At 47.9% G+C, this 17893-nt stretch carries 14 protein-coding genes; 4 read left to right on the top strand and 10 right to left on the bottom strand.

What is annotated here, in order from left to right; translation table 11 throughout:
* Positions 1 to 3 precede the first annotated feature (3 nt).
* The 4 genes from M5E81_RS03400 to M5E81_RS03385 all read right to left on the bottom strand — a co-directional run bounded on the left by M5E81_RS03400 (position 4) and on the right by M5E81_RS03385 (position 4150).
* Positions 4 to 936, bottom strand: coding sequence for a CdaR family protein (locus M5E81_RS03400; protein ID WP_009145874.1), 933 nt, complete (start codon positions 934 to 936; stop codon positions 4 to 6).
* Positions 933 to 1772 (bottom strand): diadenylate cyclase CdaA, encoded by an 840-nt coding sequence (gene cdaA, locus M5E81_RS03395; RefSeq protein ID WP_249747876.1) that lies wholly within the window; start codon positions 1770 to 1772, stop codon positions 933 to 935. The genes M5E81_RS03400 and cdaA overlap by 4 nt, the downstream gene beginning before the upstream one ends.
* Positions 1773 to 1820: 48 nt before the next feature.
* On the bottom strand, positions 1821 to 3620 hold the full coding sequence (gene lepA / locus M5E81_RS03390; protein ID WP_009145876.1) for a translation elongation factor 4: 1800 nt from the start codon (positions 3618 to 3620) through the stop codon (positions 1821 to 1823).
* 155 nt (positions 3621 to 3775) lie between these two features.
* Positions 3776 to 4150 carry a MerR family transcriptional regulator gene (locus M5E81_RS03385; RefSeq protein ID WP_249747875.1) on the bottom strand — a complete coding sequence of 125 codons (375 nt, stop codon included), beginning with the start codon at positions 4148 to 4150 and terminating at the stop codon, positions 3776 to 3778.
* Positions 4151 to 4341: 191 nt separating this feature from the next.
* Here M5E81_RS03385 and rpsT point away from each other — a divergent pair, with 191 nt between their 5' ends.
* Positions 4342 to 4605: a 30S ribosomal protein S20 gene (rpsT, locus tag M5E81_RS03380; RefSeq protein WP_009145878.1), complete on the top strand. Its 264-nt coding sequence runs from the start codon at positions 4342 to 4344 to the stop codon at positions 4603 to 4605.
* A gap of 334 nt (positions 4606 to 4939) precedes the next feature.
* Here the strand turns inward: rpsT and M5E81_RS03375 are convergent, their stop codons facing one another.
* The 5 genes from M5E81_RS03375 to M5E81_RS03355 form a co-directional block, all read right to left on the bottom strand.
* A complete protein-coding gene (locus M5E81_RS03375; RefSeq protein ID WP_009145880.1) occupies positions 4940 to 6655 on the bottom strand; it encodes a B12-binding domain-containing radical SAM protein in 1716 nt (571 codons plus the stop codon).
* A gap of 74 nt (positions 6656 to 6729) precedes the next feature.
* Positions 6730 to 8208, bottom strand: coding sequence for a polyphosphate:AMP phosphotransferase (gene pap / locus M5E81_RS03370; protein WP_249747874.1), 1479 nt, complete (start codon positions 8206 to 8208; stop codon positions 6730 to 6732).
* Between the two features lie 38 nt (positions 8209 to 8246).
* A complete protein-coding gene (locus M5E81_RS03365) occupies positions 8247 to 8846 on the bottom strand; it encodes a hypothetical protein (protein WP_249747873.1) in 600 nt (199 codons plus the stop codon).
* 14 nt (positions 8847 to 8860) lie between these two features.
* Positions 8861 to 9868, bottom strand: coding sequence for a flotillin-like protein FloA (floA, locus tag M5E81_RS03360; protein WP_272881136.1), 1008 nt, complete (start codon positions 9866 to 9868; stop codon positions 8861 to 8863).
* A 4-nt stretch (positions 9869 to 9872) separates the two neighbouring features.
* Positions 9873 to 10346 carry an NfeD family protein gene (locus tag M5E81_RS03355; RefSeq protein WP_210684062.1) on the bottom strand — a complete coding sequence of 158 codons (474 nt, stop codon included), beginning with the start codon at positions 10344 to 10346 and terminating at the stop codon, positions 9873 to 9875.
* A gap of 249 nt (positions 10347 to 10595) precedes the next feature.
* Here M5E81_RS03355 and M5E81_RS03350 point away from each other — a divergent pair, with 249 nt between their 5' ends.
* The 3 genes from M5E81_RS03350 to M5E81_RS03340 all read left to right on the top strand — a co-directional run bounded on the left by M5E81_RS03350 (position 10596) and on the right by M5E81_RS03340 (position 12941).
* Positions 10596 to 11081 (top strand): hypothetical protein, encoded by a 486-nt coding sequence (locus M5E81_RS03350; RefSeq protein WP_249747872.1) that lies wholly within the window; start codon positions 10596 to 10598, stop codon positions 11079 to 11081.
* Positions 11082 to 11565: 484 nt separating this feature from the next.
* Entirely contained in the window at positions 11566 to 12129 is a 564-nt protein-coding gene (locus tag M5E81_RS03345) for a transposase (protein WP_249747006.1), read from the top strand.
* Positions 12060 to 12941: an IS3 family transposase gene (locus M5E81_RS03340; protein ID WP_249747005.1), complete on the top strand. Its 882-nt coding sequence runs from the start codon at positions 12060 to 12062 to the stop codon at positions 12939 to 12941. The genes M5E81_RS03345 and M5E81_RS03340 overlap by 70 nt, the downstream gene beginning before the upstream one ends.
* A gap of 344 nt (positions 12942 to 13285) precedes the next feature.
* On the opposite strand, the gene M5E81_RS03335 is transcribed toward M5E81_RS03340, so the two are convergent.
* On the bottom strand, positions 13286 to 17686 hold the full coding sequence (locus tag M5E81_RS03335; protein ID WP_249747871.1) for a YadA-like family protein: 4401 nt from the start codon (positions 17684 to 17686) through the stop codon (positions 13286 to 13288).
* Positions 17687 to 17893 lie beyond the last annotated feature (207 nt).

Genomic DNA, 17893 nt, shown 5'->3' with positions numbered 1-17893 from the left:
AAATCAGTTCTGCCTTTCTACCGATATTTTAATCTGCACCGTACGTCTTTCTGGAATAACCTTTTCCGGCAAATCAAGCTCAGCTGCAACAACAGTACTGCCATTGAGCTTGCTTACATCCAAGGGCTTAGTTTTGACATCCTTCAGCTCCTTCAGCACGGAAGGCGGTGCGGTAACGCGAACGCTTGTCGGCACAATCTCTGTTTTGGTAACAATAATACCGGCAGGCAAATCACCGCTCATAACCAGCTTAACCGGAATATCAAGCGAATGCATCTGGCTTACCATATTGGCCTGCACCATAACGCGCTCAGGGATAATTCTCATATTAGGAATATCGTAACCGTCGTCACTCACGGCAACCAGCTCGCTTTCCGTCTGGAAGCTGCCGCTATGGTTGCTGATATCTATCGGAGCAACCACACGGTTTACCTTGTCAATACGATGTGTTGCACCACGCAAAGTAACCTCCGCTGGAGTAATTATACTGCTGCCGATGGTCATATCACCGTTCACCGCGCCAACGATACGCGTAGTAACGGGAACCTTTTTCTCGCTTACCGTATCCACATATACGGAAACCTCCTTAGGCGTTACGGATACAATCTCGCCGCCGGAGTAGGTTACCGTAATCGGCAGGCTCTGCTGACCTTCGGTTATATTTTTTAAATTGATAGAAGCATTGATTTCGGCACTCAGATTATCGGAACTCAGCTTGGCACGCGAACCGCGCACCTTTACCAGAATTTTATCGGGAGCATTAAAGACCATCATATTTTGCGGCAGATTTCTCTGCTGCAGGCGCACCTCGATATTGCGCTCGATTATCGGGTTCTGGTCGGTCATTACATATACCCACAGGCCGCAGGCCATGAGCAGGCAGATAATCCTTGCCAACAGGTTTTCCTTACGCGCCAGCCTTTGCAAAAATCTCATTTTTTCTCACCGCCCCACAAGCTCTTGATTTTATCAACCAAAGAATTCTTAACTGCTGCATGCGGACGGAAAATTGCCGTGCGCAAAATTTCCTTCACATCATCCACCGTCAGATAACGCATCAGCTCACCGTTGCGGGCAATGGAAATCGTACCGGTTTCCTCGCTGACAACAAGAATCATCGCATCGGACTGCTCGGACATACCGATAGCGGCACGATGGCGGGTACCAAGCTCCTGGCTCAGATTACGGTTTTCCGTAAGCGGCAGCAAGCAGCAGGCAGCAACAACGCGGTTGCCGCGGATAACGACAGCGCCGTCATGTAGCGGTGTATCCTTAACAAAAATGTTCTGCAGCAGTCCCGAGCTCACCAGACCGTCAATCGGCACACCGGTTTCGATACGCTCTGCCAAACCGGTAGCACGCTCAAAGACCATCAGCGCACCTACCTTGTTTTTGCTCATCACCTTAGTGGCATGAGCAACGGAATCCAGCATTTCCTCCAGCTCCTGCTCGTCCAGCTCGCTGCCCTTATGAAACAGCTTGCCGCGGCCGATTTGCTCCAAAGCACGTCGCAGCTCCGGCTGAAAGACAACAGGCAGGGCGACCATAATCACCGTCATGCTCTTTTCCAGCAGCCAGCTGATAACATGCAGGTTCAGCCAACGGCAGATAAGCGTGAAGCCTATCAGCACCATAAGCCCCTTACCCAATGTTGCGGCACGGGTGTTTTTCAGCATCAGGAACAAACGGTAAAGAAAATAGGCAACGACGACAATATCTATAACATCCAAAAATGTGATTGTCGAAAGCAAGCCTTGCAGTTGTATCATCATAATTGCATTGCTCCTATCTATCAGACACTATCGACTAAGCGCTAAGCCTTAGTCCATTTTCAGAATCGCCATGAATGCCTCCTGCGGCAGCTCTACACTGCCAACCTGCTTCATGCGCTTTTTACCTTCCTTCTGTTTTTCCAACAGCTTACGCTTACGGCTGATATCACCGCCGTAGCATTTCGCCAGTACGTCCTTACGCATAGCGCGGACGTTTTCGCGGGCAATAACCTTGTTGCCGATTGCTGCCTGTACCGGAATTTCAAACATTTGACGCGGAATCAGGCTGCGCAGCTTTTCAACCAGCTGACGGCCGCGAACAGTAGCAAATTCCTTATGCACAATCGCGGAAAGCGCATCGACAGGCTCGCCGTTCAGCAGGATATCTACCTTCACCAAATCGGAATAGCGATAGCCGGACAGCTCGTAGTCCAAAGAAGCATAACCGCGGGTAGCGGATTTCAGACGGTCAAAATAGTCAAAGATAATCTCACTCAGCGGTAATGCGTAGTGAATCATTACGCGGGTATCATCAAGATAGGTCATATTATCGTATTCACCGCGTTTTTCCTGGCTCAGCTCCATAACAGCGCCGACGTAATCCTTCGGCACAATGATGGTTGCATTAACGAAAGGCTCCTCAACATGGTCGATAACGGTCGGGTCCGGGAAGAGGGACGGGTTATCTACCATTTCAACGTCACCGTTGGTGCGGAACACCTCATAAATAACGTTCGGTGCGGTAGTAATCAGGCTCAGATTATATTCGCGCTCCAGGCGCTCCTTGATAACGTCCATATGCAGCAGGCCCAAAAAGCCGCAGCGGAAGCCAAAGCCCAGCGCGGTAGATGTCTCCGGCTCAAATACCAGAGAAGCATCGTTCAGCTGCAGCTTTTCCAAAGCATCACGCAGGTTATCGTAATCGGAATTCTCTACCGGATACAAACCGCAGTATACCATCGGTGTAGCCTTGCGGTAACCGGGCAACGCTTTTTCGGCAGGATTATCGGCATCGGTTACGGTATCGCCTACGCGTGCATCCTTAACATTTTTGATGCTGGCAGCAAAGAAGCCTACCTGGCCCTCCTCCAGCTCATCAACATTGACAAGGCCGGGTTTGAAGTAACCGACCTCGGTAACATCAAATTCCGCACCGGTTGCCATCATGCGAATCTTCATGCCCTTGCGCAGACGGCCCTGCATAATGCGTATATATAAAACTACGCCCTTGTAAGCGTCAAATTTGGAGTCAAATACCAAGGCCTTCAGCGGTGCTTCCGCATCGCCCTGCGGCGCCGGCACGCGCGCTACGATTGCTTCCAGTACGTCCTCGATGCCAATGCCTGTCTTGGCACTGCACAAAACTGCGTCGGAGGCATCAATACCGATAACGTCCTCAATTTCCCTTTTAACATGCTCCGGGTCCGCACTCGGCAAATCAATCTTATTGATAACCGGGATAATCTCCAGATCGTTATCCAGCGCCAGATACACGTTAGCCAAAGTCTGCGCTTCAATGCCCTGGGTAGCGTCAATAACCAGCAGTGCGCCCTCGCACGCTGCCAATGCACGCGAAACCTCGTAGGTAAAGTCTACGTGGCCCGGGGTGTCGATAAAGTTCAGCATATACTCCTCGCCGTTGCGCGCCTTGTAAATGCTGCGCACAGCCTGCGCCTTGATGGTGATGCCGCGTTCACGCTCCAAATCCATGGAATCGAGAATCTGCTCCTCCATCTCACGCTTGCTCAGCGTTCCTGTATATTCAATCAATCTGTCCGCCAGGGTAGACTTGCCATGATCTATATGGGCGATAATAGAAAAGTTGCGAATGTGATTTTGTTCAATCATAAATTACTCTTCCTGCTCCTTCATTAGAATGTATTATTTCAGGCCAATATTGGCTTGAGCCTGTTTTATTAGTACTAATTATTATACCATTATACGGCAAAGCCTGTAAACTAAAAAGAGAGACAGCTCGGCGCCATCTCTCCTCGTACTGCGTTTTATTTCAGTTTGCTATCCTCAAATTCAACGCACTTGTAATAATTATCGATTTTATAATTCAGCTTATCGAGCGTTTCCTGCATCTGCTCCATGCGCTCGAGCAGCTTGGCACGCTCCTCGATTAAAATTTCCTTGCGTGCGGCCTGCGTTTTGTCGCCCTGCTGAAACAGTGCCACATATTCAATCAGGCTTTCTACCGAAATGCCTGCTGCGCGCATGCATTTGGCAAAGTTTACCCAGTTGCAGTCCGTTTCGGTGTAGTCGCGAATACCGCTTTCGTTGCGGTTCACAGTCGGAATCAGGCCGATGCGCTCATAATAACGCAGCGTATCCGCTGTAATATCATACATTTTGCTTACTTCGTTTATTTTCATCCCGCTTACCTCCTGCCAAGATTGTTTCCTGCTTTCTGCTTATATTTTAGCATTTGGAGTCAGCTCCAGGTCAAGCGTCCGCAAAATATTTTTTACAGGAACAGGCAGGCATATTTGTGATTTTCTCTTGCATAATGCTCTCATTCGTGGTAGAATAATGCAGTACAAGAAAATTCAGGAGGTGAAATTCGTTGCCGAACATTAAATCTTCCATCCGCAGTGTAAAGACCGACGCAGAACGTCGTGCTAAAAACGCTCCGATTAAAGCATCTCTCCGTAATGCTTCCCGCAAAGTAGAGGCTCTGACTAAAACCGGCGCTAAAGAAGACGCTCAAGCTACTATGGCTACTGCTTCCGGTTTGCTCGATAAAGCAGCTCGCAAAGGCATTATCCATAAGAATGCTGCAGCTCGCAAAAAATCCAGACTTGCAAAGAGAATCAACGCTATGGCTTAATTCTTACAAGCTGACCTGCTCTGAAAAGAGCAGGTTTTTTGCATTTCAGGGATAAATTTTTGCAGGCAGGCCATTCCCAAGGTCATGCCCAAAAATAATTTCTTTTGTATATCCCTCCATTGATTGCGGAACGAATATATCTCCCCCGTAAGGGAAGGTGGCTGCGAGCACCGGCGAGCAGACGGAAGGGTTGTTACCGCTTCCGAAGCAGCAAAAGCTGTGTTTCTCAGCATCATTATAGCGTAAAAAAGCAAAAGCATCCCCACACTTTTACTGCAAAAAGTGTAGGGGTGCTTAATTTTTTATCAGCAGCAGTCATTTCACTGCCTACGCCTTACTCCCGGCAGACACCGCAGCGACGGCAGCCGTCAAAGCACATCGGCGTAAACTTGCCGCTCTCGCTGCGCTGCAGCTCGGCAGCAAGATATTCCTGCGTCACGCCCATGTCCAGATGCTGCCACGGCAGCGGCTGGCCGAGCTGCAGCTCGCGCTCCGCCAGCTCCTCGGCATCAAGGCCCTCCTCCTTCAGCACCTGCTTCAGGCTACGGCCTTCCACATGTGCCTTCAGCAGCGCTTCGCCGATACGTCTGCTGCCGCGCGCCAGCACGGACTGCACCACTGTTTCCTTCAGCGATTCGGTAATCAGCTTGATGCGCTTTTCCTTCTTCAGACCGTCGCTCAAAATCTTGAAGCGCTTCTTCAGCGTGCGCACATTGCACAGCGGCGCCCACTGGTACGGCGTAAAGGGCTTAGGCACAAAGCCGTTGACCGAAATAACCAGCTCGCCCTTGTTGCCCACCGCGTCCATTTTGGCACGCACGCGTTTAATCATCTCCACCGTTTCAACGATATCCTCGTCCTTTTCTCCCGGCAGACCGATCATATAATACAGCTTGATGTTGCGCATTCCGGCAGCAGCAGCCAGCTCGATAGAATTATAAACATGCTCCTCCGTAATGCCCTTGTTAATCGCAGCGCGCATCCGCTCGCTGCCTGCCTCCGGCGCTACGGTCATCGTGCGCTGTCCGCTCTGCGCCAACGCATGCGCAATCTGCTCCGTGAGCATATCGGCACGCATGCTGGCCACGGAAAACGGTATCTTATGCTCTACCAGGTATTCCGTCAGCTCCGCCATCTGCGGATGGTCGGAAACGGCAGCTCCCATCAGGCCCACCTTTTTCGTGCGCTCGGGACGCTTGGCGATATCCGCCAAAATATTTTCCAGCTTACGCGGACGCGGCTTGCGGAAGCAATAGCCTGCCATGCAGAAGCGGCAGTGACGGCCGCAGCCACGCGCCACCTCGACAATAAACATATCCTCAAATTCCGTTCCGCTCGTCACAATAGCAGAGGTGTGCGGATAAGCGTCGATATCACGCGCCCACTGGCGTGCTACCTTCGCCGGCGCACCTTCCTGCGGCAGCAGGGCGGTAAACTCGCCCTCATCATCGTACTGCGCCGTATACAGGCTGGGCACATAAACACCCGGCACCTGCGCCAGCGCCGCCAGACGCTCTTGCTTGCTTTCCTCGCGGTAGATGGTATCCAACACGTGCTGTACCGTTTCCTCACCCTCGCCGATAACAAAGGCGTCAGCCACAGCAGCCATCGGCTCGGGATTAAAGGTAGCACAGGGACCGCCGATAATCACCAGCGGCTCACGCTGATTGCGCTCCGCCGCCCGCAGGCGGATATTGCCTAAATCGAGCACCGTCAGCAGATTATCATAATCCATTTCAAAGGACAGCATGACGAAGATAACGTCAAAATCTGCCAGCGGACGCTGGTTTTCCAGGCTCAGCAGCGGTGTTTTGCTTTTGATATGCTCCTGCTGCAAACGTTTATCCGGCAAAAAGAAGCGTTCGCAGGCACTGTCACCGCGCTCGTTAATCATCTGATACAGAATGTGCATTCCCAGGTTCGACATGCCTAAATGGTAGACGTTGGGGTAAATAAACGCTACCGGATGACGTAAGCCCGGCGGATACACCTGCGCGCCGGTTTCATTTTCTCTTGTTTCTTTAATATAGTTTTTGATTATCCAGGACAAAGCATTTCCTCTCCGAGTATCTATAATGTATTAAGAAAATATCAGCGCAGAATTACGCTGATATCTCTTGTATTTTACTGCTGTTTTTCTGCCAATTTGCGTTCAAACAAATCGATAACTGTTTTCAAAACCTTTAAGCGGGCATAATATTTGTTGTTTCCCTCAACCACGGTCCACGGTGCATAGGAGGTGTCGGTGCGTACCAGCATTTCGTTGACTGCTGCTTCGTAAGCATCCCATTTATCACGGTTGCGCCAATCCTCGTCCGTAATTTTCCACTGCTTGTTGGGGTCATTCTGACGATCATTGAAGCGTCGCAGCTGCTCATCCTTGTCAATCTGCAGCCAGAATTTGGCGATGGCGATACCGTGCTCGCTCCACTGCGCCTCCATATCCTTAATTTCATCGTAGGCACGCTGCCATTCCTGCGGTTTGGCGAAGCCTTCGATACGCTCTACCATAACACGGCCGTACCAGGTGCGGTCAAAAATCGCTATAGTGCCCGGCTGCGGCAGTCTGGTCCAGAAGCGCCACTGATAATGGAACTGCTTTTCAACCACGTTCGGCGCCGCAATCGGGTGCACATGAAAGCCCAACGGGTCCAGTGCCGCCGTCAGTCTGCGGATAGCACCGCCCTTGCCGGCAGCGTCCCAACCCTCAAAGCCGATAACTACCGGTATCTGCGCCTTGAACATTTCAATCTGCAGCTGTGTCAGCTTTTTCTGGTACTTATCGAGCTTTTCCTTATATTCTTCCTTGGTAAGCTCCTTGTTGGCGTCAATCGTGCTCAGCACATCGTAGGTTGCCGCGGTGCGCTTGTCGGCAGCAGGCTCGACAGGCATCTGCACAGCTTTTTCGATAGCATCGGCAATCTTAGTAAAAACCTCCAGACGCGCGCTGCGCGGATCATCGTCGGCAATCAGGTGCCAGGGAGCGTTTACCGTATCGGTAGCCTCCAGCATTTTTTCGTAATGCGGCAAAAATTTATCGTAATCTTCGCTTTCATCAATCGCAGGATTCAGATCACGCCACGCTTTGCCCAGTGTTTTGGCATTCTTGGCGATATTTTTCTTTTGCTGCTCCGGTGACAGATGCAGGAAAAATTTGAGCACAAGATAATTATCGTCCGTGAGCATTTTTTCAAAGTTGTTGATATGCTCGAAGGAAACTACGGGATATTTGGAATCGTCCTCTGCCTTATCCGCCATCTCGTTGGCGTTTTTCAGATAATACCAGCTGCGGTGATAAACGGCAATATGTCCCAAAGCCGGCAAACGCTTCCAGAAGGCACTGAAAAACGGCTGCTCCTGCAGAACGCCGCGCAGGCGCACGCTGGAATATACATTAAAGCCGCGGGCATCCATCTGCTGCATCATTTCGTTAATCAGCGCACTGCGGCGCGCACCGCGCCAGCCCTCAAACACGATGATAATCGGTCTTTTGGCGTCGCGGGCCATGCGCTGCGCCTTTCCCAGGCGCTCACCCAGCACATCCATCTGCTTGTTGTAATCTTCCTTGGACACTTTTTTACTCAAATCCAGCTTTTCCAGCATTCTCCAACATCTCCTTACTGTTTGTGAGAATCTTTAAATCAGCGCTCCTCATAGGGGTTAAGAGCGCGCGGTTTTCCTAATACCTCTACCATGATAATGCCGTTGACCAGCGCCGCATGCTTCAGCTTCACACGCTTTTTTGCTGCAGGCTGCGCCTGCTGTGCGTAGTGCGCATTAAACGCCGCTGCGGCAGCGTTCATCTTTGCTTCGTCGTAGCTGTAATCACTGCGGGGATCGTAATAAACCTTGCCCTTGTCATGCACCAGGGCTTCGTTTTCACGGTGAATTCTGCCGGTGTGGTCATGCATTGCTTCGCCGTCGCGGTGAACTCTGCTGTCGTCATCACGACGCACGCGCGTTCCGTCATGCACCACGCCGCCTTCGCGGCTGTTTTGACTTTTGCGCGCCTGTGCTTCCTCCGTAGTCTTTTTCAGACGGCGTTCAAACTCGGCAGCAAGGTCTTTAGGCTTAGTCTGCGTTTGCTGCTCTGCCTGCGTCGGCTCCGCCGTTTCCTGCGGCTGCTCTTGCGGCAGCTCCTGCTGCCTGCGGCGGCGGTTGCGCCTGTCCAAAAATACGTTGGCCAGCATTACGAGGACAAAAAGCAGAGGGATTAAATCACTGTCAAACAAACCGCCCATAAGCTACACCTCGCTTATTTGCCGCCCTCAGGCTTTTCCTCGCCCTCCGGGCTTACCTCAGCAATCGTGCGACGCATCTGCGTATCTGCCTGAATGTTGTTAAGGCGGTAGTAATCCATTACGCCCAAGCGGCCGTTGGCCAGTGCCTCCGCCATAGCTGTCGGCACCTTAGCCTGTGCTTCCACAACCTTCGCCTGCATTTCCTGAGTATAGGCCTTCATTTCCTGCTCCTTGGCAACAGCCATCGCACGGCGTTCCTCAGCACGTGCCTGAGCAATGCGCTTATCTGCCTCCGCCTGGTCGGTCATCAGCGCAGCACCAATGTTACGTCCAACATCTACGTCCGCAATATCAATGGAAAGAATTTCAAAAGCGGTGCCTGCATCAAGGCCCTTGTCCAAAACTGTTTTGGAAATATAGTCGGGGTTTTCCAGTACCTTGCTGTGGTCGGCGCTGGAGCCTACGTTTGTTACAATGCCTTCGCCGACACGCGCAATAATCGTTGCTTCGCCGGCACCGCCTACCAGGCGGTCAATGTTGGCGCGCACGGTTACGCGTGCCTTTACCTTCAGCTCAATGCCGTCCTTGGCAACAGCGCTTACTACCGGAGTTTCGATAACCTCGGGGTTAACGCTCATCTGCACAGCCTCCAGCACGTTGCGTCCCGCAAGGTCGATAGCACAGCCACGCTCAAAGCTCAGCTCAATCTGCGCTCTGTGGGCAGCAATCAAAGCATCAATAACGCGGTCAACGTTACCGCCTGCCAGATAATGCGCCTCCAGCTGGTTGACATTTACGTCAAGGCCTGCCTTGTTAGCCTTAATCAGCGGCAGCACAATCTGCGACGCGGGCACGCGGCGCAAGCGCATACCGATGAGGTTGAAGATGCCTACGTTAACACCGGCGGCGATTGCCGAAATCCACAGGCCCAACGGCACAAAGTTAAAAAAAATCGCTATACCGGCAATAGCAATGATTACTGCAAAGCCACTGCCGAAAATCATACTGAATAATAAATCCATAATGTCACTCCTTCGTTTGTTCTACAAAAATTTTGCTGCCCTCTACCCGCACGATAATCACGGGAGCAGACTTTTCGATATAATCTCCCTGACTGCTCACATCAAGACGCTTGCCGTCCACCAGAATCGTACCTGCAGGACGCAGCGTAGTCAAGGCTGTGCCTCTTTTGCCCACCAGCATGCTCCAGTTTTTGCCGCCGGTGTAGCCCTCGCTATTCTTTTGGCGTGTCCACAGCACAAAGGGATTATACTTGCTTTCCTTGGGAAGATACACGCACAGCAGCGTAATTACCAGCACCAAAAACAGATACACTGCCAACAGCACCAGCGCCGCCCAGGCATTGCCGCCCAAAACGTAAAAGCCGCCGACTGTCAGGCACACCATGCCGCTGACACCGAAAATTCCGAAGCCCGGCACAACAAATTCTATCAGCAGCAGGACAAGGCCCGCCAGCATAAAATAATATTCCAATGGCATGACTGCACCTCCTCAACGCTTGTACATTTATAGTATAGCAGAGTAAAAGCATGAAGTAAATTTAAAGTTTATGCCGCAAAAAGCAAAGCTGCCTGTAATACTTTAACAAAAGAATTTTTTTGGCTCATTAATTTAAAAAGCAGTAGCTTGAAGACGTACCAAGCAAGAGCATTTGCTGCTTTACTTATTGCGCCAAAAATTGTATGATAAAGGAAAAGCTTCTTCTACTATAAGCAAAGGCGGGACTTAATGATGAAAAAATTACTTATTTTACTGACGCTGATTTTTGCGCTTGCCTGCACTTGCACAGCCTTCGCTGGCGCAGGCACTGATAAAAATGCTAACATGGAAAAAATAACCAGCACCAGCGCTGGCGATTTATATCTTGATAAGGATAATTTGCAGGCATTGCGCCAGGGCGACAAGCTTTTTTTGCTGTTGTCTGCCGAGCTGCGCTACAATAAGGAAATGCTGCCTAAGTTGCAGGCCACCAAGCCGGAGCTGAAAACAGCAATCAGCATGACGCAGATTTATTTGTATAATAACGATGGTACGCAGTATGCGTTGCTCAAAAGCCTGTACACCGATAAGGACGATAATGTTGTTTACACTATCGAAGGCTCGCCAAATTTGCAGCCTGTCAAAAGCAAGCTGCAGATGCTGCTGTACGAAAGAGCGTTGACAGCGATGGAAAACCAAAAGCGCATTGCCGATATGCTCAGACGCAAAGCGTAACAAAAAGACCTTGATGTCAGTTTTTACTGACGCCAAGGTCTTAATTTTTAATGAAGCTCTTTATAAGCAAACATTTTATTGCTTTAGTTGAAATTTTATGATAGAATGTTTTTGACAACCGGTTCACGGGGTGTGATTGCCTTCATTCTATACGAATGGAGGTGATGTCTATGGTATATTTCAGCTTTCAGGATTTAATGTCCTTTGGAATTTTTATCGTAGCATTACTTACGTTCATTTTTAAGAACAAATAGTAAAAAAGTTACGGACATAGAAAAACCGCCCCTTGACTTTGGCGAGCTCGGAGCGGATTTTTCTTAACTAAACTCGGCAACCCACCTCTGTGGGCGGTTGTCTTTTCTATATCTAATATACCACACAATTCACAGCTTTGCAAGTTTTGAATTGCGCGCAATAATAAGAAAACCACTCCTACACTGATATGTACCCCCAATACTGGACACCCAGTATTGGGGGTATTTTAATGAAATACAGCTATAAGTTCAAAAGACAGTGTGTAGAATTATATCGACAAGGTAAATGGCCTGAAACGCCTAAAGATATAACAGAAAAAAATTTCCACAATACAATCCGAGTTTGGGTTCGGATAGAAGATAAATGTGGTCCAGAAGCATTAAGACATAAAAATCAGAGAAAAACTTGGTCAGCAGAAGAGAAATATGAACTTGTAGCCAAAGTATTAGCTGGTGCGTCAAATAAGGAAACAGCTATTTCTGCAGGAATTAACGCTGGACTCTTGTATCAGTGGGTTAGATGCTATAAAATTAAAGGGTATCAGGGATTGGTCGCACAACGAAAAGGACGACCACCCAAGGAGCCTGAAATGAAGAAAAAAATAGAGCCGGCAGAACTTACTCCATCAGAACGAGAAGAAATGATTCTGCTCAGAGCAGAAAATGAGCGCTTGAGAGCGGAGATTGCTATTGTAAAAAAAGAGATTGCCTTGAGAGAAGAGAGATGCGCAGCGCAACTCAAGGCGAAAAAGCTGCGCTCGTCCAAAAACTGCGTGAAGAAGGTTACAAACTGAATTATTTGCTGGATGCGATTGGACTGTCGCGTTCAACGTACTATTACGAGCTTAGCAAGACAGATAAAGTTAGCGAACGAAATGCCGACTTATCATCCGAAATTATTGTTATCTTCAACGAGAACAAAAAGCGATATGGTGTAAGGCGCGTACATAAGGAGCTTCTGAATCGAGGTTTTCGAGTAAATCACAAGCGTGTCCAACGAATCATGAATCAGCTTACCTTGTTTGGAAAATGTCCCAAGGAAAAATACCACTCCTATAAAGGCGATGTTGGCAAAGTTGCTGATAATATCATCAATCGAGATTTCAATACCGAAAAACCTTTGCAAAAGTGGACAACCGATGTATCGCAGTTCAATCTGCCTTGGGGCAAATGTTATCTTTCTCCGATTTTGGATATGAACAGCAATGAAATAATCTCTTACAATCTTTCTCTACATCCAGATATGGCGCAAATAAAGGACATGCTGAAAAAGGCATTTAAAGGTTTTCCTTCTGTAAAAGGTCTTATTATGCACTCAGATCAAGGATGGCAATATCAGCATGCATTTTATAGGAATGAATTGCAAAAGCACGGAATCATTCAATCAATGTCTAGGAAAGGTAACTGCTATGACAACTGTATTATGGAAACTTTCTTTGGCAGATTAAAAAACGAGATGTTCTACGGATTTGAAAAAGATTACCCTTCGTTTGAATCTTTTTCAAACGCTATAGCTGAGTACATCGATTATTATAACAACAAAAGAATTCAAGCTAAAACAAAATGGATGCCTCCCTCTAAATTCAGAGAAGCATCCATGATGTAAATATAATTATTCAAATTTTTAGCGGTGTCCAGAAAACTGGGTACATATCACACATTCCAAGCAAAGAAGCGGCTTTCTAAAAACTTTTTTACTCAGGCAACCCACCGCTTAGGCGGTTGTCTTTTCTATATCTAATATACCACAGATTATATGGCTTAGCAAGTTTTAAGGCTGGAATTTGAGCAAACGCTCAAACTCCAGCCTTTTTTGTTCATAAGGTCAGTATGATGAACCCAGCCTCATGAACTGCCAAGCAAGCGGTTGGGGGCATTGCTTGGCGGAGTATGATGATTTATAGGAAAACCAGTTGTTATCCTGCTATGACTGCACCTGCTGCCAGCTTATCAGCCAAAATGCTTAGCCTGGGTTGCATCAGCTGCTGCCTTAGCATTATCTGCGCTCACCTGTGCCTGACGCGCCAGTTTGGCTGCATATTCAGCACGCTCCTGCGCTTCTTTGGCAAGTTTGGCTGCTGCCTGATATTTTTCAGCTGCTGCCAGCTCTTTCTTAGCCTGAGCCTCGCGCTGCTCTTCTAAAAGCTTTTGCGGGGATTTGTGGCCAAAGCGCCAGGTTGCACCGATACCGCCCATGGTTTCGCCGCCGGCAGTAGACAGGCTGACGTTGATCATGAAGTTCTTGTTCGGATAGTGGAAGAAGCCCATTGCCACGCCAGTTTCGCCCTTGTATTGGCCGAGGCCGATGCTGAATTCACTCGGAGCCTGCGGATCGTAGCCAATGCTCTTCAGGGAAGCGATAGCTGCTGCCATAGCGCCAACCTTATTTACACGGTCGTTGACGTCGTTGATGCGGCCGTCAAGACGCGCTACCTCTTCGCGGCGAATTGCAGCTTCGGCGTTGATGCCGCCGACTGCGGTCGAATTGTTCTTGTACTCGTCGCGACCAGTGAGTTCAGGGTCGAGGTTATCAATCTGACCAAGGTCGGACAGGTTGATGCGCTTGCTGTCATCCGTTGCCGAACCGATGGAAACATCGCTGCTGTTGATGCGGGTTGCGTTGTCAGGCTTAGCGCTGTCCGTATAGGTCAGGCCAGTGCCGCTTTGCTCCAGCTTGCTGCTTCCGTTGGCATCAGTAACTTCGTTGGTAAGCAGGCCAGTTGCACCGTCTAATTTTTGCGCTACCTTAATTTCGCCATTCGTTACCACGCCGCCGATAGAGGTAAAGCCTTGGTTGAATTCGGATTTATGCTTCGCATCCTCAGTAACAGTGTTGCTGTTGCCTGCAGCGGTAACCTTGTTTTCCGTAGTAGTCGTGCCATCGGTTACCTTGGTATTTACGCCATTAATATCAGTCGTGAACTGCGTATTCTTAGCACTGCCAGCCTCTTTGACGTCGCTCTTAATCGTGCCATTGCCGCCGAAAGCCAGAGAACCGGAGCCATCGCCCGCTGCATCGCCTTTACCGGTGATTACCAGCTCGTCAGTAATCAGCTTACCGGTAGTAATCGTACCGCCGTTAATGTTAGTTGTCTTACTGCCGCCATTAGCGAAGGTCGTACCGTTAGCGTCCGTAGTTACGGAGTTGTTGCCAACCTTATCGACAATGCTGTCCTTCGTAATCGTGCTCGTTGCATTGTCCGTAACCTTGCTCGTGATACTTTCGTTGGTTACGTCGATAGAGCCTGCACCAGCGGATACATTAGCACTGCCGTCTGCTACGGAAACATTGGATGTTACGTCGCCTTTTTTAAAGCTCATCTTAGCGCCTTTTTGATTGGTTGTAAAAGAAGTCTTACCACTAGCATCATCACCAACAACATTAGTAATAGAACCTCTGCTTCCTGTAGTACCGCCAGTAACCTTGAAATTACCGCCAGCCGCAGTGAAGCCGCCATCAGCAGCTAAAGTTACACCAGAACCAATCTCTTTGCCAGTTCTTTCATCTACAATTTTTTCACCAAGCTGAATACGTTGTACCTTCAAAGTATCAGTTGTAATGATACCGCCGTCAATCGTAGTTTTATTACCCTCTTGAGCACTAGCACCTTTTTTACCAGTGAAGCTCACGCCGCCTGCGGTCAGTTCGGTCTTATTATAACCATTAACCAATGTCAGGTTACTGCCATTTAATACGCCAGTATCTGTTGCAGATTTAATAGAGGTAATTACACTGCCGTTGACAGTGGTAGTTGTTTCATCAAGTCCTTTAAAAGTGCCGATACCTTTCTTAGTATTAAAACCGAAGGCAGAAGTCTTGCCCTCTGCAGTCTGTCCGTTAACAGCAAAGCCATTTTCGTCAAATTTCAGCTCAGCCTGCTGATGATTACTATCCTCTGCTTTAGCGTTCAGTTTACCGTTTTCGATAACAGTCTGGTTAGCTGTATCCTTGCCAAAGGTTGCTTTATCCTGCGACAGCTTGCTCATTACATTGCCAGCTGTATCAGTAATTTTGATTTCACCTTTAGTAGTTACGTCGCCGTTACTGCCAATAGTGATATTTTTATCAGTGCCTTTACCTAAGCTAATCTTATCAACATTCAGCTCATCAGCAGTAATTGTACCAGTGGTAATCTTGTTGCCATCAATCGTGGTGGTGTTGCCAGCTGCATCACTAAAGGTCGCTTTACCTTGACTATCTGTACCCAGTGCAATGCCATTAACAGTTGCTTTATCAGCTACAAGACCACCTTCATTAGTCCATTTGTTGGTATCATTCAACTGCAAGCTTTGGTCGGTTAAACTTGTTTTCTGGCTAACCTGTACGCTACCATCTTCAATAACAGTATTAGTCCCAACCTGAACTTTAGATCCAGCTTTTACTGTCAGGCCCTTATTATCCAGCGTATTTACTCCACCGATGGTTGCCTTGTTTGCCTCAATGGAAACTACTGAGCTCATAACGCCATCTTTAATCTTCACGCCTTCAATGCTCAAGCCATTAGCAAAAGAACCCTCAATAGTTTCATTATCAATATTGATAGCACCAATCTTAGCAGTTTTGGATTCAACCTTGCCGCCAGTAATAATTGTACCTGCACCATCTTTAATTGTTGTTGCTGTCAGCTCGCTTATTCCTGATACATTACCGCCAGCAGCGAAGCTTACATCGCCAATTGTACCGGTAGTAGCAGTCAATTTGCCACCAGTTTCAAAGTTTACGCCTGCAATAGAGCCGCCATCATTAATGCTGATAGTCTTGCCATTAATAGCTCCACTTGCAGTCAAATCACCATTAACAGTTAAATTACCGCCCGTTGTAAATGCACCAGTAACAGTCAAAGCATCAGTTGTCAGAGATGTTACACCAGTAATTGCGCCAGTGTTATCAATACCTACATAACCAATCTTAGCGGATCCAGAATGCAGCATACCGCCAGCTGTAATATTGCCGCCCTCAATAACAGTATGCAAACCTGTCGCATTGCCAAAGGTTGCTTTTTTATCCACCTGCAGCTCATCTTTCAAGGTAGTTTTGCCAGTCACGTCCAAAGTGCTACCTAGGGTTGTCGCGCCTTTGACGTTCAAAGTGTCTTTCAAGGTTGTCGCACCAGTCACGTCCAGCGTACCGCCAACATTAGTGTTACCATTTGCCTCAACAGTAAATTGATCATTAGCAGTACCGCCAATGCCTAAGGTTTGCCCCTTCAATGCGCCATTTGCAGTAATATCAGTAGCGTTTACATTACCATTTTTTAATTCGACATCATTAAATTTATTGTCAGTAGTAATTTTGTTGCCATTAACAGTAACGCCTGCATTAGCTGTTTTTTCCACAATCGTATCAGTCTTGATTCCATTAGCAAATGTGGTTTCTCCAGCCACGTCCAGCGTGCCGCCAACAGCAGTATTGCCAGTTGCACCGTCAACAGTGAAATTGCCATTAGCTGCCTTCAAAGAACCATCACTCTTCATGCCTGCTTTAGCATTATCATAATTCGCATCGCCAGTATAAATAGCGTCACCTTTAATATAAGTAGAACCAGTGCCAACCTTAATACCTGCTGCACTAATTTCTACCTGACCGTTCGTCTCACCTCTATTAAAGGTTACAGTCTTGCCATCAGCAGAAATTTCAATTTTACCGTTAATGCTTTTCACACCACTAACAGCGCCAGCGTTAAACGTTACGCCATCAACTCTACCAATGGTTGTACCAGTTGTAGAGTCATAGGAAATGTCAGTAGTTTTAGTTTCCAAATCCCCTACTTTTTTTACCAAACCAGTAGAAGTATCGTTTACAGTAGCCTCCAACACATCAACTTTACCTTCATAGGTTTTCCCTGCAAATCTGCTATCAGATTCTATCTTAGTATATACATTTGCTGCATCTGCTTTACTAGTTTGTAAATCTGAAATGTTAGCTTTATTATTATCAACATCCGTTTTAGCGGCTTTGGCTTCAATAGCAGTTTTAACATCATCCATACCATTCAGCTTCAAGCTAGTAGCTGTAATTGCGCCGCCATTAGCAAATGTTGCACCATTAATACTGATATCGCTCGGAGTTGATTCACCAGTATTTTTAATACCAACTATATTCTTAGCAATGATTTTACCGCTAATCCCTCCTGTGCCACCAATAGTCACACCACCAACAGTAAGTTCATTAATTGCTGTATTATCTGCGGTACCACTTTGGGCAGAAGTTGTTACATTGCCACTAGTTTCTTTGTACAACGTAAGAGCCTCCGCCGCATACACCGGTTCAAGACCAATGCCCCCCCCTGCGAGAATCGCACACGTTACGGCGAGAGCCAACGCCTTTACATTACTTTTTTTCCTAGTCATGAACATCATCCTCCTTACGTATAAACCAAACCCATGCGTGCGCCATCCGCAGCTGGCAGCATCCGGCGCCTTCCGCATAACTATTATCATGGTCATTATCTCATAAAATTCAGTGAATTCAATGCCTTGTATCGTAAAGCGCAGGTTCTCATCGTAAAACGCATTTTGCCAACTTTACTTGCTTATTTTTATTCAAAACTGTAACAA

It is taken from the genome of Phascolarctobacterium succinatutens, assembly GCF_023497905.1.
GTDB lineage: Bacteria > Bacillota > Negativicutes > Acidaminococcales > Acidaminococcaceae > Phascolarctobacterium_A > Phascolarctobacterium_A succinatutens.
The sequence above is the reverse complement of the archived record's forward strand: the minus strand, read 5'-3'. Positions and strand labels throughout refer to the sequence as shown.

Coding starts and splice junctions, on each gene's coding strand:
- M5E81_RS03400 (WP_009145874.1), bottom strand. CDS start 936: ATGAGATTTTTGCAAAGGCTGGCGCGTAAGGAAAACCTGTTGGCAAGG.
- cdaA (WP_249747876.1), bottom strand. CDS start 1,772: ATGATGATACAACTGCAAGGCTTGCTTTCGACAATCACATTTTTGGAT.
- lepA (WP_009145876.1), bottom strand. CDS start 3,620: ATGATTGAACAAAATCACATTCGCAACTTTTCTATTATCGCCCATATA.
- M5E81_RS03385 (WP_249747875.1), bottom strand. CDS start 4,150: ATGAAAATAAACGAAGTAAGCAAAATGTATGATATTACAGCGGATACG.
- pap (WP_249747874.1), bottom strand. CDS start 8,208: ATGCTGGAAAAGCTGGATTTGAGTAAAAAAGTGTCCAAGGAAGATTAC.
- M5E81_RS03365 (WP_249747873.1), bottom strand. CDS start 8,846: ATGGGCGGTTTGTTTGACAGTGATTTAATCCCTCTGCTTTTTGTCCTC.
- floA (WP_272881136.1), bottom strand. CDS start 9,868: ATGGATTTATTATTCAGTATGATTTTCGGCAGTGGCTTTGCAGTAATC.
- M5E81_RS03355 (WP_210684062.1), bottom strand. CDS start 10,346: ATGCCATTGGAATATTATTTTATGCTGGCGGGCCTTGTCCTGCTGCTG.
- M5E81_RS03350 (WP_249747872.1), top strand. CDS start 10,596: ATGATGAAAAAATTACTTATTTTACTGACGCTGATTTTTGCGCTTGCC.
- M5E81_RS03345 (WP_249747006.1), top strand. CDS start 11,566: ATGAAATACAGCTATAAGTTCAAAAGACAGTGTGTAGAATTATATCGA.
- M5E81_RS03340 (WP_249747005.1), top strand. CDS start 12,060: ATGCGCAGCGCAACTCAAGGCGAAAAAGCTGCGCTCGTCCAAAAACTG.
- M5E81_RS03335 (WP_249747871.1), bottom strand. CDS start 17,686: ATGACTAGGAAAAAAAGTAATGTAAAGGCGTTGGCTCTCGCCGTAACG.